This window comes from Comamonas humi, assembly GCF_054782535.1.
Window position 1 is genome coordinate 67,045 of the sequence record NZ_BAAGSH010000024.1, and the last position, 13,775, is coordinate 80,819.

General features: G+C 70.0%; 11 protein-coding genes. 3 read left to right on the top strand and 8 right to left on the bottom strand.

Annotated elements, in window-relative coordinates:
- Window positions 1–73 precede the first annotated feature (73 nt).
- On the bottom strand, window positions 74–1,756 hold the full coding sequence (locus ACYVKR_RS23120) for a SulP family inorganic anion transporter (RefSeq protein WP_460483334.1): 1,683 nt from the start codon (window positions 1,754–1,756) through the stop codon (window positions 74–76).
- Window positions 1,757–2,007: 251 nt separating this feature from the next.
- Between ACYVKR_RS23120 and ACYVKR_RS23125 the strand changes: the two genes are divergently transcribed.
- Together ACYVKR_RS23125 and ACYVKR_RS23130 are read left to right on the top strand one after the other, a co-directional pair.
- On the top strand, window positions 2,008–2,997 hold the full coding sequence (locus ACYVKR_RS23125) for a Bug family tripartite tricarboxylate transporter substrate binding protein (RefSeq protein WP_460483335.1): 990 nt from the start codon (window positions 2,008–2,010) through the stop codon (window positions 2,995–2,997).
- Window positions 2,994–3,944, top strand: coding sequence for a BMP family lipoprotein (locus ACYVKR_RS23130; RefSeq protein ID WP_460483336.1), 951 nt, complete (start codon window positions 2,994–2,996; stop codon window positions 3,942–3,944). The genes ACYVKR_RS23125 and ACYVKR_RS23130 overlap by 4 nt, the downstream gene beginning before the upstream one ends.
- Here ACYVKR_RS23130 and ACYVKR_RS23135 read toward each other — a convergent pair.
- From ACYVKR_RS23135 to ACYVKR_RS23150, 4 genes are all read right to left on the bottom strand, one after another.
- Entirely contained in the window at window positions 3,941–4,264 is a 324-nt protein-coding gene (locus ACYVKR_RS23135; RefSeq protein WP_460483337.1) for a hypothetical protein, read from the bottom strand. The two genes, ACYVKR_RS23130 and ACYVKR_RS23135, sit on opposite strands and share 4 nt — an antisense overlap.
- A gap of 5 nt (window positions 4,265–4,269) precedes the next feature.
- Window positions 4,270–6,342 carry a methionine--tRNA ligase gene (gene metG, locus ACYVKR_RS23140; RefSeq protein ID WP_460483338.1) on the bottom strand — a complete coding sequence of 691 codons (2,073 nt, stop codon included), beginning with the start codon at window positions 6,340–6,342 and terminating at the stop codon, window positions 4,270–4,272.
- A gap of 196 nt (window positions 6,343–6,538) precedes the next feature.
- Window positions 6,539–7,741, bottom strand: a complete 1,203-nt coding sequence (locus tag ACYVKR_RS23145) for a patatin-like phospholipase family protein (protein ID WP_460483339.1) — start codon at window positions 7,739–7,741, stop codon at window positions 6,539–6,541.
- Between the two features lie 157 nt (window positions 7,742–7,898).
- Window positions 7,899–8,468 (bottom strand): restriction endonuclease, encoded by a 570-nt coding sequence (locus tag ACYVKR_RS23150; RefSeq protein ID WP_460483340.1) that lies wholly within the window; start codon window positions 8,466–8,468, stop codon window positions 7,899–7,901.
- A 109-nt stretch (window positions 8,469–8,577) separates the two neighbouring features.
- On the opposite strand from ACYVKR_RS23150, the gene apbC reads away from it, so the two are divergent.
- Window positions 8,578–9,669: an iron-sulfur cluster carrier protein ApbC gene (gene apbC / locus ACYVKR_RS23155; RefSeq protein WP_460483341.1), complete on the top strand. Its 1,092-nt coding sequence runs from the start codon at window positions 8,578–8,580 to the stop codon at window positions 9,667–9,669.
- Here the strand turns inward: apbC and ACYVKR_RS23160 are convergent.
- The 3 genes from ACYVKR_RS23160 to ACYVKR_RS23170 all read right to left on the bottom strand — a co-directional run bounded on the left by ACYVKR_RS23160 (window position 9,647) and on the right by ACYVKR_RS23170 (window position 13,774).
- Complete coding sequence (locus ACYVKR_RS23160; protein ID WP_460483342.1) at window positions 9,647–11,929, bottom strand: xanthine dehydrogenase family protein molybdopterin-binding subunit; 2,283 nt, start codon at window positions 11,927–11,929, stop codon at window positions 9,647–9,649. The two genes, apbC and ACYVKR_RS23160, sit on opposite strands and share 23 nt — an antisense overlap.
- A gap of 100 nt (window positions 11,930–12,029) precedes the next feature.
- On the bottom strand, window positions 12,030–12,692 hold the full coding sequence (locus ACYVKR_RS23165) for an N-carbamoylsarcosine amidohydrolase (protein ID WP_460483343.1): 663 nt from the start codon (window positions 12,690–12,692) through the stop codon (window positions 12,030–12,032).
- Window positions 12,689–13,774 carry a M29 family metallopeptidase gene (locus tag ACYVKR_RS23170; RefSeq protein ID WP_460483344.1) on the bottom strand — a complete coding sequence of 362 codons (1,086 nt, stop codon included), beginning with the start codon at window positions 13,772–13,774 and terminating at the stop codon, window positions 12,689–12,691. The genes ACYVKR_RS23165 and ACYVKR_RS23170 overlap by 4 nt, the downstream gene beginning before the upstream one ends.
- Window position 13,775 lies beyond the last annotated feature (1 nt).

Genomic DNA, 13,775 nt, shown 5'->3' on the forward strand with positions numbered 1-13,775 from the left:
GCTCTCTAAATAATGGTTTCAGATGGTTTTATCTCTGAAACCAAGGTATATCAAGCGCCAGAAGCTATGGTTTTCATAGATCCACGCCATCCTCGCGGGCCGCAGCCACGGCGGCGGCCGTGGCGCTGGCCACGTCGGGCTGGAGCTGCGCCTGCAGCCGCTCGTACAGGCCGGTGCGCTGGGCGATGTCCAGCGGCTGGCCCATCAGGCCCGAGACGATGAGCCGCACCTGGCGCGCGTCGCAGACCTGGCTCAGGCCTTCGAGCGCCTCGGCGCCGGTCGAGTCCACGTAGATCACGTTCTTCAGATCCAGCACCAGCGCCCGCGCGGGCAGCTGGTCCTCCAGCGACTCGACCAGCTTGGTCGCGCCGAAGAAGACCGCGCCATACAGCCGCCAGACCTGCACCCGCGCCTCGTGCCCCGCCAGCACCGGTTGCTCGGCGGCCGTGAGGCGCTCGGCGCGCGACAGGCTGGAGATGCGGTAGATGAAGGTCACGCAGGCCGCGAAGATGCCGAACTCCACCGCGATCGTCAGGTCGAACACCACCGTCAGCAGGAACACCGACACCAGCGTGATGCGGTAGGGCAGGCGGTAGGTCCTGAGCCGCGCGAACTCGCGCCACTCGCCCATGTTCCAGGCCACGAACATCAGGATCGCCGCCAGCGTGGCCAGCGGTATCGACGCGGCCAGCGGCGCCGCCACCAGGATCACCAGCAGCAGCACCAGCGCGTGCACCATGCCAGCGACCGGGCTGGTGGCGCCGCTTTTCACGTTCGTCACCGTGCGGGCGATGGTGCCGGTGGCCGGCATGCCGCCGAAGAAGGGCGTGACGAAGTTGGCGAGGCCCTGGGCCATCAGCTCCTGGTTGGGATCGTGGCGGTCGCCGATCATGCCGTCGGCCACGCGGGCGCACAGCAGCGACTCGATGGCGCCCAGCAGCGCCAGCGTGATCGTGGGCATCAGCAGAAAGCGCGCCGACTCCCAGCTGAAGGCCGGCAGCGTGAACGCGGGCAGCGCCGCCGGTATGCCGCCGAAGCGGCTGCCTATGGTCTCCACCGGCAGCCCGAAGCCGGCCACCGCGGCCATGGCCAGCACCAGCGCGACGATGGAGCCGGGCACGCGGGCGGCCCGCACGGCCCAGCGCCGCTGTCCGCCCCAGGCCGGCAGCCAGCGCTGCCAGCCCACGACCACCGCGAGCGACACCACGGCCACGCCGGCGGCCCAGGGGTTGGTGGTGGACAAATGGCTGCCCAGCGTGCCGAGGATGCCGAAGAAGTCGCCCGGCATCTTGGCGATGGACAGGCCCAGGAAGTCCTTGACCTGCGACAGCGCGATCAGCACCGCGATGCCGTTGGTGAAGCCGATGATGACCGCCACCGGGATGAAGCGCACCAGCGTGCCCAGCCGCAGCAGCCCCATCGCGAACAGCAGCACGCCCGACAGCGCGGTGGCGATGATGAGGTTGGCCACGCCGTACTGCTGCACGATGTCGTAGACGATGACGATGAAGGCGCCGGCCGGCCCGCCGATCTGCACCCGGCTGCCGCCGAGCGCCGAGATCAAGAAGCCCGCGATGATGGCGGTGAACAGGCCCGCCTCGGGCTTGAGGCCCGAGGCGATGGCAAAGGCCATGGCCAGCGGCAGGGCGACGACGGCGACCGTGAGGCCGGCGCCCACGTCCTGCAGGAAACGGGCGCGGTCGTAGCCGCGCAAAGCCGCGAGCAGGCGCGGCCTGAATGAAAGATGAACGTGCAATCTGACCTCCGGGGAAGTGGAACTGGAACGCGGGGTTCAGTGCTTCGCCGGAGGGCCGCAGTGGTGCAGCCGGGTGATGAAACGCCTGCGGCGCGACAGCGGCAGGATCGGTGTGTGCGACATGGCCGGGCCAGTGTACCCATACCGGGCGGCGCATGGCATTTTTTCGCAGATCGATAGCCGAAATCCGAGTTTGTATACAAGCGGCGCCTTTCCTAGCATGGCGGTTTTCTTTCCAGGAGTTGCTTGCCATGCTGCACCGCCGCCGTTTGCTGATGGGCGCCTTTTCCGCGGCGCTGCCTGCCCTGTGCGCCCTGCGCCCCGCCGCGGCCGCCACCGATGCCGCCTGGCCGCGCAAGCCGATCCGGCTGGTGGTGACCTTTCCGCCCGGCGGCGCCAGCGACATCGCGGCGCGGCTGCTGGCGCCGCTGCTGTCGGCCCAATTGGGCCAGCCGGTGGTCATCGACAACCGGCCCGGCGCCGGCTCCACGCTGGGCGCGCAGGCGGTGGCGCACAGCGCGCCGGACGGCCACACGCTGCTGCTGTCGAACTCGGCCGCGCTGTCGATCTCGCCGCACCTGCTGGCGCAGCCGCCCTACGACGCGGCGCGCAGCTTCACCCACCTCGGCTACATCGGCTCGGTGCCCACGGCGCTGGTCGTGCGGCAGGAGCTGCCGGTGCGCAGCTTTGCCGAGCTGCTGCAGTGGGTGCGCGCCCAGCCCCAGGCCGTGCCCTACGGCAGCGGCGGCGCGGCCTCGGTCGGCCACCTGGTGGGCGCCGAACTGGCGCGCCTGCAGGGGCTGCGGCTGGCGCACGTGCCTTACCGCGGCGCGGGGCCGATGCGCTCGGACCTGCTGGCCGGCCACATCCCACTGGCCGTCGACGCACTGCCGCAGAACCTGCCGCTGGCCCGCGACGGCCGCGTGCGCCTGCTGGCGGTGACGGCGGCGCAGCGCGTGCCGCAGGCGCCCGAGGTGCCCACGGTGGCCGAGCTGGGCCTGCCGCAGCTGGTGGCCGACAACTACGTCGGCCTGTCGGCACCGGCGGGCTTGCCCGCCGCGGTGGTCGAGCGGCTGGGCGCCGCGCTGCAGGCGGCGCTGGCCGATGCGGCCGTGCGCCAGAGCCTGGCGGCGCAGGGCTTTGTGCAGCCGCCGCTGGACCGCCAGGCGTTTGCGCGCCTGGTGCAGGATCAATCAAGCGCCTGGGGCCATGTGGCCCGGGCCACGGGAGCTACGCTATGACTTCTCTTTCTCGCCGCCCGCGCGTGGCGGTCGCCTTGTTCGGCCCCGAGGGGCAGGGCAGTTTCAACGAGGCCGGCCTGCTGGGCGCGCAGCGCGCCCTGGCCGCCGGCCATGACGTGACGCCGTTCTGGATCGCGCCGCGCGACGAGGCCGCGCGCACCGCCGCGGTCGAGCAGCTGTGCGCGCAAGGCTTCGATCTGATCGTGGCGCACGGCGGGCAGGGCGACGTGCCGGTGGCGCGCGCGCTGCAGCGCTGGCCGGGCCAGCGCTTCGCCATCACCCAGGGCAGCCTGCAGGCGCCGCAGGTGGCGCGCTACGAGGTGCTGCAGGAGCAGTCGGCCTTTCTGGCCGGCGTGCTGGCGGCGCTGCACAGCCGCTCGGGCGTGGCCGCGCATTTCTCGGGCGAGCGCGTGCGCCCCGGCCTCAAGGGCCGCGCGGCCTATGCCCACGGCCTGCGCGCCGCGGGCTGGCCGGGGCGGCTGCTGACCCAGTTTTGCGGCCACCAGCACCAGCCGCAACTGGCCGAGCTGTGCATCCACACCATGGCGGATGCCGGCGCCGACGTGCTGTTCGCGATGATCGACGGCGGCCGGGTGGGCGTGACGGCGGCCTGCCGCGCGCGCGGCGTGGCGCAGATCGGCAATGTGCTGGACTGGGTGGCGCGCGATCCGCAGGTGTTCGTGGCGTCGGCGGTCGCCGATTCGGGCGAAGCCATCGTCCGCGCCGTGGCCGATGCGGCGCGCGGCGAGCTGGCTCTGGGCGAGCTCAGGCGCTTCGGCCTGGAAGAGCCGGCGCTGGTGCGCCTGGCGCTGCGCGGCGACGTGCCGGCATCGATCCGCGCGCAGCTCGACGAATGGAGCCACCGGCTGCTGAGCGGCCAGGTGGAGCCGGACGGCGACTACACCGGCGAGGAGTGGCCGGTATTGCCAGAAGCCGCGCTGGCTTAGGGCAAGGCCTCTTCGGGCGGGCGCGAATTGCTGGCGCCGGGGCCGGGCTGGTAGGGGTGGTTGGGGTCGCTTTCGCGGTACTTGATGCCGATGCCGCTGTTGTCCGGCTTGTCCCCGGTCGCGGCGTCATAGGCCATGCCCACGCCCTTGCCGACGACCTTGGCCGTGCCCACGGCCACATCGGCGGCCACGCCCACGGCGGTGGCCGTGACGCTGACGGCCGCCGCACCCACGCTGACGACGGTGCAGCCCTGCAGGGCGCAGAAAAAAGCCCCTGCGGCCAGGAGGCTCAGAGGCTTTCGAGCGGGAGGGAACCGCATGCGCGTCAGTGGATGCGCATGCCCGGCTGCGCGCCGGGGAAGGGCTCCAGCACGTAGATGCCGGGTTCGGCCTTCTCGTCGGCATGGCTGGCGGCCAGCACCATGCCTTCGCTCACGCCGAACTTCATCTTGCGCGGCGCGAGGTTGGCCACCAGCACGGTGAGCTTGCCCTGCAGGTCTTCGGGCTTGTACATGCTGGCGATGCCGCTGAAGACATTGCGCGTCTTGCCCTCGCCCACGTCCAGCGTGAGCTGCAGCAGCTTGGTCGAGCCCTCGACCGGCTTGCATTCCACGATCTTGGCGATGCGCAGGTCGATCTTGGCGAAGTCGTCGATGGCTATGGTGGGCGCGATGGCTTCGCCGCCGGGCAGCGGTGCCTGCACGACGGGCTCGGCGGGCGCCGGCGGCTCGAACAGCGCGGCGAGCTGCTCGGGCGCCACGCGCTGCATCAGGTGCTCGTACTTGCCGATGGCGTGGCCCGCGCCCAGCGGCTGCTGCGCGTCGGCCAGGCTCTGCGGCTGGACCTGCAGGAAGGATTCGACCTGCGAGGCCAGCGCCGGCAGCACGGGCTGCAGGTACAGCGTGAGGATGCGGAAGGCCTCGATGCAGGTGCTGCACACGTCCTGCAGGCGGGCGTCCATGCCCTCCTGCTTGGCCAGCTCCCAGGGCTTGTTGGCGTCCACGTAGGCGTTCACGCGGTCGCACAGCAGCATCACCTCGCGCACCACGCGGGCGGTGTCGCGCTTTTCGTAGGCGTCGGCGATCACGCCGCTCTGGCCGCGCAGGTGCTGCAGCAGGGTCTGGCCGTCGGCGCTGATGGTGCCGAGCTGGCCGCCGAAGCGCTTGGCGATGAAGCCCGCGGCGCGGCTGGCGATGTTGATGTACTTGCCCACCAGGTCGGCGTTCACGCGCTGCAGGAAGTCATCGGCGTTGAAGTCGATGTCCTCGTTCTTGCCGTTGAGCTTGGCCGCCAGGTAGTAGCGCAGCCACTCGGGGTTCATCGACAGGCCCAGGTACTTGAGCGGATCGAGGCCGGTGCCGCGGCTCTTGCTCATCTTCTCGCCGTTCACCGTCAGGTGGCCGTGCACGCAGACCTTGGTCGGCGTCTTGCGGCCGCTGAACTTGAGCATGGCCGGCCAGAACAGCGTGTGGAAGGTGACGATGTCCTTGCCGATGAAGTGGTACTGCTCCAGGTCGGGCCGGCCCATGTAGGCGGCGAAGTCCTCGCCGCGCTTGTCGAGCAGGTTCTTCAGCGATGCGAGGTAGCCGATGGGCGCGTCCAGCCAGACGTAGAAGTACTTGCCCGGCGCATCGGGGATCTCGATGCCGAAGTAGGGCGCGTCGCGCGAGATGTCCCAGTCGCCCAGGCCCTCGCTGGTGGTGCCGTCGGGGTTGGTGCGCACGCTGAACCATTCCTTGACCTTGTTGGCCACCTCGGGCTGCACGTGCTCGCCGTTCTGCGTCCACTCCTGCAGAAACTCGACGCAGCGCGGATCGGACAGCGTGAAGAAGAAGTGCTCGGACGACTTGAGCACCGGCTTGGCGCCGGACAGCGCCGAGTACGGGTTGATCAGGTCGGTGGGCGCGTACACCGCGCCGCAGACCTCGCAGTTGTCGCCGTACTGGTCCTTGGCGTGGCACTTGGGGCACTCGCCCTTGATGAAGCGGTCGGGCAGGAACATGTTCTTCTCGGGGTCGAAGAACTGCTCGATGGAGCGCGTCTCGATCAGGCCGGCGGCCTTCAGGTCGAGGTAGATCTGTTTCGACAGCTCGTGGTTCTCGGGGCTGTCGGTATTGCTCCAGTTGTCGAACTCGATGTGGAAGCCCTTGAGGTACTGCGGCCGGCCGGCGGCGATGTCGGCCACGAACTGCTGCGGCGTCTTGCCGGCCTTCTCGGCGGCGATCATGATCGGCGCGCCGTGGGCGTCGTCCGCGCCCACGAAGTTCACCACATGGCCCTGCATGCGCTGGAAGCGCACCCAGGTGTCGGCCTGGATGTATTCGAGGATGTGGCCGATGTGGAAGTTGCCGTTGGCATACGGCAAGGCGGTGGTGACGAAGAGGTGGCGTTGGGACATGGGGTGCTGGGGGCTGAACAGGCGCGAAAGCGGCCGAGGCCGGCGCGAAACCGCGATTTTAGAACGGGTTGCGATGCCCGCCGCGGCGGCGGGCCTGCTGGTATGCCCGGCAGGGCGTTCGCCAAGGGTTATGAATTTGATAGCTGCTGGCGCTTTTCTGGTATGGCTTGGAGGCCAAAAATGCCAAAAATAACGCTCACCAGCCGAAGAAGCGGCAGATCTCGTCCTGCCGCGCCAGGGTGTCCGAGCGGCCCAGCGCCATCAGCGCGCGGGTGTAGCCGGGCTCGAACAGCAGGTAGCTGGCCAGTGCGGCGCTGCTGGCGCTGCCTTGCTCGGACACGCCGGCCGCGCCCAGCAGCGTGCGCACCGGCAGCGGCAGCTCGTTCAGGTGCTTGAGCGCCAACTGGTCGAGCGAGCACGACGGCGTGAACACCAGCAGGTCGACGGGGCGCAGCGTGCTGCGCTGCTGCTGCTCGGGCGAGAACAGCGACAGCGTGTGGTTGATGCGTTCGGCGCGCTCGATGTCCACCGACAGCGCATCGAGGAAGATGGTGGACAGCGCATGCCCCGCCACCTGGGCCAGCGTGGGGTGGGGCGGGTGCCGTCCCGGCGGTGACTCGCCGACCTCGTGCGAGCGGCCCACGCCGACGACGACGATGCGCTCGGCGCCCAGGTGCACGGCGGGCGCCAGCGGCGCGGTCTGGCGCATGGCGCCGTCGCCGAAATAGCCGAACTCGCCGTGGATGTCCAGCTCGGTCGGCGGAAAGAGGAACGGTATCGACGACGAGGCGACCAGGTGCTCGTGGCGGATGCGGTCCTGTACCGCGCGGCGCTGCGAGCGCGACCACGGATGCAGGTGCGGGCCGGTCTCGTAGAAGGTGACATGCTCGCCGGTGGTGTAGCTCGACGCGGTGACCGCCAGCGCCGCCAGCTGGCCGCTGCGCAGCAGGTGCGGGATCTTCTCCAGCGGCAGCGCGTCGCGCAGCAGATCGTGCAGCGGCGCATTGTCGAGCAGCGAGCGCGGCTGCGTGCGGTGCCAGCGGGTCAGCGCCCAGCCCAGCGTGAGCAGCGTCAGCCAGCGCGCACCGCTGCGCATCACGCCGAACGGATCGGCCCGGTAGACCTGCTGGGTCGAGAAATTGCGCCACACCTTGGACAGGCGCTGCACCGCGGTGTCGAAATGGTCGGCGCCGCAGGCCAGGGCGGCGGCGTTGATGGCCCCCGCCGAGGTGCCGACCGCGATGGGAAACGGCGTGGCCTGCGATCCCGCCCCCGCCGCCCGGCGCAGCCGCGACAGCGCCTGCAGCACGCCCACCTGGTAGGCGGCGCGGGCGCCGCCGCCCGAGAGCACGATGGCGGTGCGGGCAGTGGGCGGGTGGTAGTGCGGCAGCGGCTGCATAGCCGCCACCATAGCGCAAACCGGCGCCGAGGGGGATGGTGCCCGGCTCGTGGGCTATCAAAAACAGGAGCTGCTAGTGCTTGTCATTTCGACGTTTCAGATAAAAATGTATCTGAAATGGTTGTCTAAAAAGCGCTAGCAGCTCTCTTTTTGGAAGCTAGGCCTTGGCCAGCAGCATTGCCAGGTCCTTGTCCTGCAGCACGGTCATGGCCTGCTCGCGGGCGAACTGCGCGGCCTGCTCGCTCAGCGCGCCCTGCAGCAGCACATAGGCGCTGCCGGCGCCCGCGGCCTGCGCCGCCTGGTGCAGCGCGCGCAGCGGCTCGACGCCGTGCGTGCCCGCCTTGTAGCGCTTGGCCTGCACCCAGGTGGTGGCGCCCTTGCGGGTGAGCTGCCAATCCGCGGCGGCGTGGTTCAGCGGCTGCACCTCGTAGCCCTCGGCGCGCCACGCGGCGGCCAGGCGCTGGCCGAACTCGCGGCTGGACAGCGCCGCGGCGTCGGCCAGCAGTTGCTCGGTGCGCGCGGCGCTGGGCTCGCGCCACTGGCGCGTGAGCGCGATCACGCCGGTCACCACGAAGGGCAGGCTGCCCATGGCGCTGACGATCTTGATGTCCTTGGGCAGCAGCGCCAGGCACACCGTGATGATGGCGCCGGCGATGGCGAAGCTGATCCACCACGACGAGCGCAGCAGGATGGCGAAGAGCGAGTTGGGCGGGATCTTGAATTTCACGGGCGGATCTGGAGGTCGGATTTGCAGGCGGGACGAAACCCGTGATTGTCGTCCCTCTGCTGGGGGTACACGGCAACGATAGACTATCCGGCCCACAGGAGTGATTCGAATGGCAGTGACAGAACAGAGCGTGCTGGCCGCGCTGGCAAGCGTACAAGACCCGCACACGGGCAAGGATTTCGTGAGCACGCGCGCCGTGCGCAACCTGCAGATCAACGGCGGCGACCTGGCCTTCGACGTCGAGCTGGGCTACCCCGCGAAGAGCCTGGAGCCGCAGCTGCGCAGCCAGCTGGTGGCGGCCGCGAAGGCGGTAGATGGCGTGCAGAACGTGTCCGTGTCCATCCACACCCACATCGTGGCCCACGCGGTGCAGCGCGGCGTGCAGCTGCTGCCGGGCGTGAAGAACATCATCGCGGTCGCGTCCGGCAAGGGCGGCGTGGGCAAGAGCACGACCTGCGCCAACCTGGCGCTGGCGCTGGCGGCCGAAGGCGCCCGCGTGGGCGTGCTCGATGCCGACATCTACGGCCCCAGCCAGCCCATGATGCTCAACGCCAACCAGAAGCCCGAGAGCAGCGACGGCAAGTCGATGGAGCCGGTCATCAGCCACGGCCTGCAGGTCATGTCCATCGGCCTGCTGGTGGAGCCCGACCAGGCCATGATCTGGCGCGGCCCCATGGCCACGCAGGCGCTGGAGCAGATGCTGCGCCAGACCAACTGGAAGGACCTGGACTACCTGCTGGTCGACATGCCGCCGGGCACCGGCGACATCCAGCTCACGCTGAGCCAGCGCGTGCCCATCACCGGCGCGGTGATCGTCACCACGCCGCAGGACATCGCGCTGCTGGACGCGAAGAAGGGCATCAAGATGTTCGAGAAGGTCGGCGTGCCGGTGCTGGGCATCGTCGAGAACATGGCCGTGCACGTGTGCAGCCAGTGCGGCCATGTGGAGCACATCTTCGGCGCCGACGGCGGCAAGCGCATGGCCGAGGAGTACCACATGGACTACCTGGGCTCGCTGCCGCTGTCGCTGGCGATCCGCGAGCAGGCCGACAGCGGCACGCCCACCGTGGTGGCCGCGCCGGGCAGCGAGGCCGCGCAGATCTACCGCAAGGTGGCGCGCGACGTGGCGGTGAAGATCGCGCAGCGCGCCAAGGACTTCTCGGGCAAGTTCCCGACCATCACGGTGAGCCAGGGGACCTGAGCGCCTGGCGCACCGCCTCGGGCGTGAACGGCGCGGCATGGAAGCGCCGGCCCGTGGCGTCGAACAAGGCATTGGCGAGGGCCGCCGGGCCGGGCACCGAGGCCGATTCGCCGGCGCCCATGGGCGGCTCGTCCTGGCGCGGCATCAGCAGCACCTCGATGGGCGGCAGGTCGCGGAAACCGATGATCGGGTAGCCGCCCCATTCGCGGCTGGCGACGCCCTGCGCATCGAAGGCCACGCGCTCGATCAGGCTGCGGCTCAGCGTCTGGATGACGTTGCCGTGGACCTGGTGGCGGACGCCGTCGGGGTTGACGACCATGCCGGTGTCCTGGCCCACGACCACGCGCCGCAGGGTGATGCGGCCGCTGGCGGGCTCCACGCTCAGATCGATGACCCAGGCCGCCCAGGCCGCGCCGAAGCCGGGAAAGCGGCTGTGCACATAGCGCGCATAGGCCACGCCGCGGCCATGCAGCAGGCCGTCCGCGCCGGGTTGGCCGCGGCTGCCGCACTGGCCGCGCTGCCAGCCGGCCTGCTCGGCCGTGGCCGCGATGAGTTCGATGGCGCGCTGGTCATCGAGATGGCGCAGGCGGTAGTCCACGGGATCGGCACCGGCCGCCTGGGCCAACTCGTCGATCATGCAGTCGTGGGCGAAGGAGTTGGGCAGGGCCGAGACGCCGCGCAGCCATGAGGCGCGCACCAGCGGCGCCATGTCGTGGCAGGCGATGCGCTGGCTGGCGTAGCGGTAGGGCGGCACGGCCGTGCGGTCGCCCATCTCCAGCGTGCGCGGCTCGCCGGGGATGCGGCCGGTGAGCAGCAGGGCCAGCAGCGGCGCGTCGTTGGACGGGTAGCGCACGGCGAAGTCGTAGGCCAGCAGTTCGCCCTGGGCATCGATGGCCGCGCTCACGTCCATGAGCTGGCCCGTGCCCTTGGGCTCCCACTGGTGCTCCTCCTCGCGCGTGAGCTGCACGCGCACGGGCGCGCCCACGGCCATGGACAGCAGGGCAGCGTCGGCGCAGACATCGTCGGCGCAGTTGCGGCCATAGCAGCCCGCGGCCTCCAGGCGCACGATGTCGATGTTGCCTTCGCCGAGCTGCAGCAGCCGGTCCAGGTCGGTGCGCAGCATGTGCGGATTCTGGGTGCCCGACCAGACCGTGAGGCGGCCGTCCCGGAAATCCGCGACGGCGCACGACGGCCCGATGGAGGCATGCATCTGGTAGGGCCAGGCATAGCTGCGGCGCAGCGTGGTGGTGGCACCGGCGAAGGCGCCATCCACATCGCCCTGGTCGACCAGCGGGCGGTGCTGGGCAGGCTGGGCGCGGAGCGCACCAGCAATATCGGACAGGTCGGGCGCGGGTGGCACGCTGCGCCATTGCACGCGCAGCGCGCGCATGGCGGCGATGGCCTGTTCCTCGCGGTCGGCCACCACGCCGACGAAATCGCCTTCGGTGACGACCTGCACATTGCCGGGCAGGTGGGCCACCGAGTCCCGCTCCACGGCGATCAGGCATTGGCCGATGAAGTCGCCGCCGTCGCGCCCCGGATGCGGCGGCCGCACCACGCGGCCATGGCGCATGCCGGGCACGCGCACGTCGTGGACAAAGCTCAGCTCGCCCGTGGCCTTGGCGGGAATGTCCACGCGGGCGGCGCCCCGGCCCACGATGCGGTAGTCGCTGGCGGGCTTGAGCTTGACTTCCTGTTCGGGCGGCGCCAGCGTCAGCTGCAGTTGCTGGTTCTTCAACAACTGGCCGTAGCTGATTTCGCGTGTGTCGCTGCCGTCGGCAAGGCGCACCAACCCATCCCGCGCCTGCAGCAGCCCGGCCGAAACGCCCCAGTGCTGCGCGGCCAGTTCCAGCAGCTGTTCGCGCGCTTGCGCCGCGGCACGCCGCAGCGGCACGGCCGAGATCTGGATGCTGGCGCTGGCGATGGTCGGCCCCTGGTTGGGCGCGGCGGCCGTGTGGCCGAGCACCATCTCCAGCCGCTCCAGCGGTATTTCCAGCTCTTCGGCCACGATCTGGGCCAGCGATGTGCGTATGCCGGTGCCCAGGTCCACATGGCCGTTGAAGGCCAGGGCGCGCCAGCCCTGTGGTGCAGCATCGTCGGCCAGCACGGCCACGAAGATTTCGGGGGTGGGCTGCACATAGTCGCTGGCCGTACCCGGCTGGCCGGGCGCGGGCCGGGGCGGCGGCGCCGGCTGGCGCACCACGAGCAGGGTGCCGGGGCTGGCGAGCAGCTGCTGGTGCAGGGCTTGGGGCTGGATCATGATGCTATGTAAAAAGTAGCTTCTGGCGCTTGATGGATAAGGTGACTGAATATAAAACCAATTGAACTCATGGTGAATCAAGCGCGAGAAGCTCTTGTTTTCATAGCTGAGTGTCGGCAATGGCCTGGGCCAGCGGCATGACGGCCGCATACTTCTGCGCCATGTCGAACAGGTTGGCCTCGTGCGGTCCCAGGGCGCGGTCGCCGCAGCAGTCGGCCACCACCAGCGGGCGGAAGCCCGATTGCATGGCATCGACCACGCTGGCACGCACGCAGCCGCTGGTCACGCAGCCGGCCACCAGCAGGGTCTGCACGCCGCGCTGGGCCAGCCAGGGCGCGAGCATGGTGCCGAAGAAGGCCGAGGGCGTGGCCTTGCGCACCACATACTCGCCCGGCGCCGGTGCCAGCTCGGGCACGATGGCGCTGTCGTGGCTGCCCTCCTTGAGCGTGAGCATGCCCGGCACCTTGAGGCAGAAGATATTGCTGTCGGCATCGTCGTCCGAGAACACGATGCGGCTGTGCGCCACCGGCCAGCCGCGCTCGCGCGCGTGGGCCAGCAGGTGGCGCGTCTGCGCAATGGCCTCGGGGATGTTGCCGCCACCGAACACCGCCGGGTCGGCAAAGCCGTTGACGAAGTCGATGATGAGCAGGCCGAACGGAGGCTTGAGCGGCAGCGGCGTGCCGAAGCCCTGGCGGGCATAGGCGGAGATATCGCCCTGCACGCCCTCGGTGGGGATGCTCTGGGCGCTGGTGGTCGTTGTCATGCGATGTCCTTTCGTTGCTTCGGCTGTCTGGCTGCACGCGCCAGTCCTTGCTCGTCCTGCACCACGCCGGCGATGACGACCGGGCGGCCGTCGAGCGCGACCGAGCAGCGGCGCATGGGAATGTCGATGTGGCAGGCCGTGGTGCGGCTGCCGCCGGCCTCGTTGTTCGGGCCCATGGACCACAGGAAGTTGCCCTCGAAGGCGCGGGCGTCCATGCCGATGTGGGTTTCCTTGTTGTAGTGGGCCAGCATGGACCAGTGGGCGCGCGGCTGCAGCCCCCAGCCGACATGCGAGACCGCATAGGCTTCCGGGTCCTCGTACGCGGCCATGTACTCCTGCAGGATCTCGGCCTGCAGCCCGCCGCTGATGCGGGTGACGTAGCCCTTCTCGATGGTCAGCTCGATGGGCTCGGTCACGTAGTCCTTCATCGGCAGCAGGATGTCGCCGCGGTCCAGCACCACGCGGCCGTTGCTCTCGCCCTCGTCGGGCCAGGTCAGCACGAAGCCGCTGGGCCAGTGGTCCCAGCGGCCGGGCTGGTCCACGAAGCCGTATTCGCAGATCGCGGGGAAGCTGCCCAGGCGGCAGCGCAGGTCGGTGCCCGCGGCCGAGGTGATGTGCATCTGCCCGGCAGCCTCGATCAGTTTGGAGGCGGCCTGCACGCGCGCGCGGTCGGCCTCGGTGGGCACCAGGCGGCACAGCACCTCGGGCGGCTCCACGGCCAGCAGGATCTTGGCGCCGGTCTGCAGGATCTCGTGCTGCTCGGGCGAGAACAGCAGGGTCATCAGGTCGAGCACCAGGTCGCTGGCCTTGAGCGCGGCGATGGCGGCCGGGTTGCCGGTGAGCGGCGTCGTGCCCAGGTAGGCCAGCGAGTCGCGGCTCAGCGACTTCTCGGCGTTGACGGGCGGCAGGTCGAGCCGGTTGACGCGCGCGCCCATCTCGCTGCTGGCGGCGATGGCGCAGCGCAGCGTCTGCGGGTGGGTGTCGGCGCCCGTGAGCACGGTGACGGTCTGGCCGGCTTCGAGCCGGGACAGCGTGAGCACCTGCTTCCAGGCGTGGATCAGGTCGATGTCGCTGACGGCCATG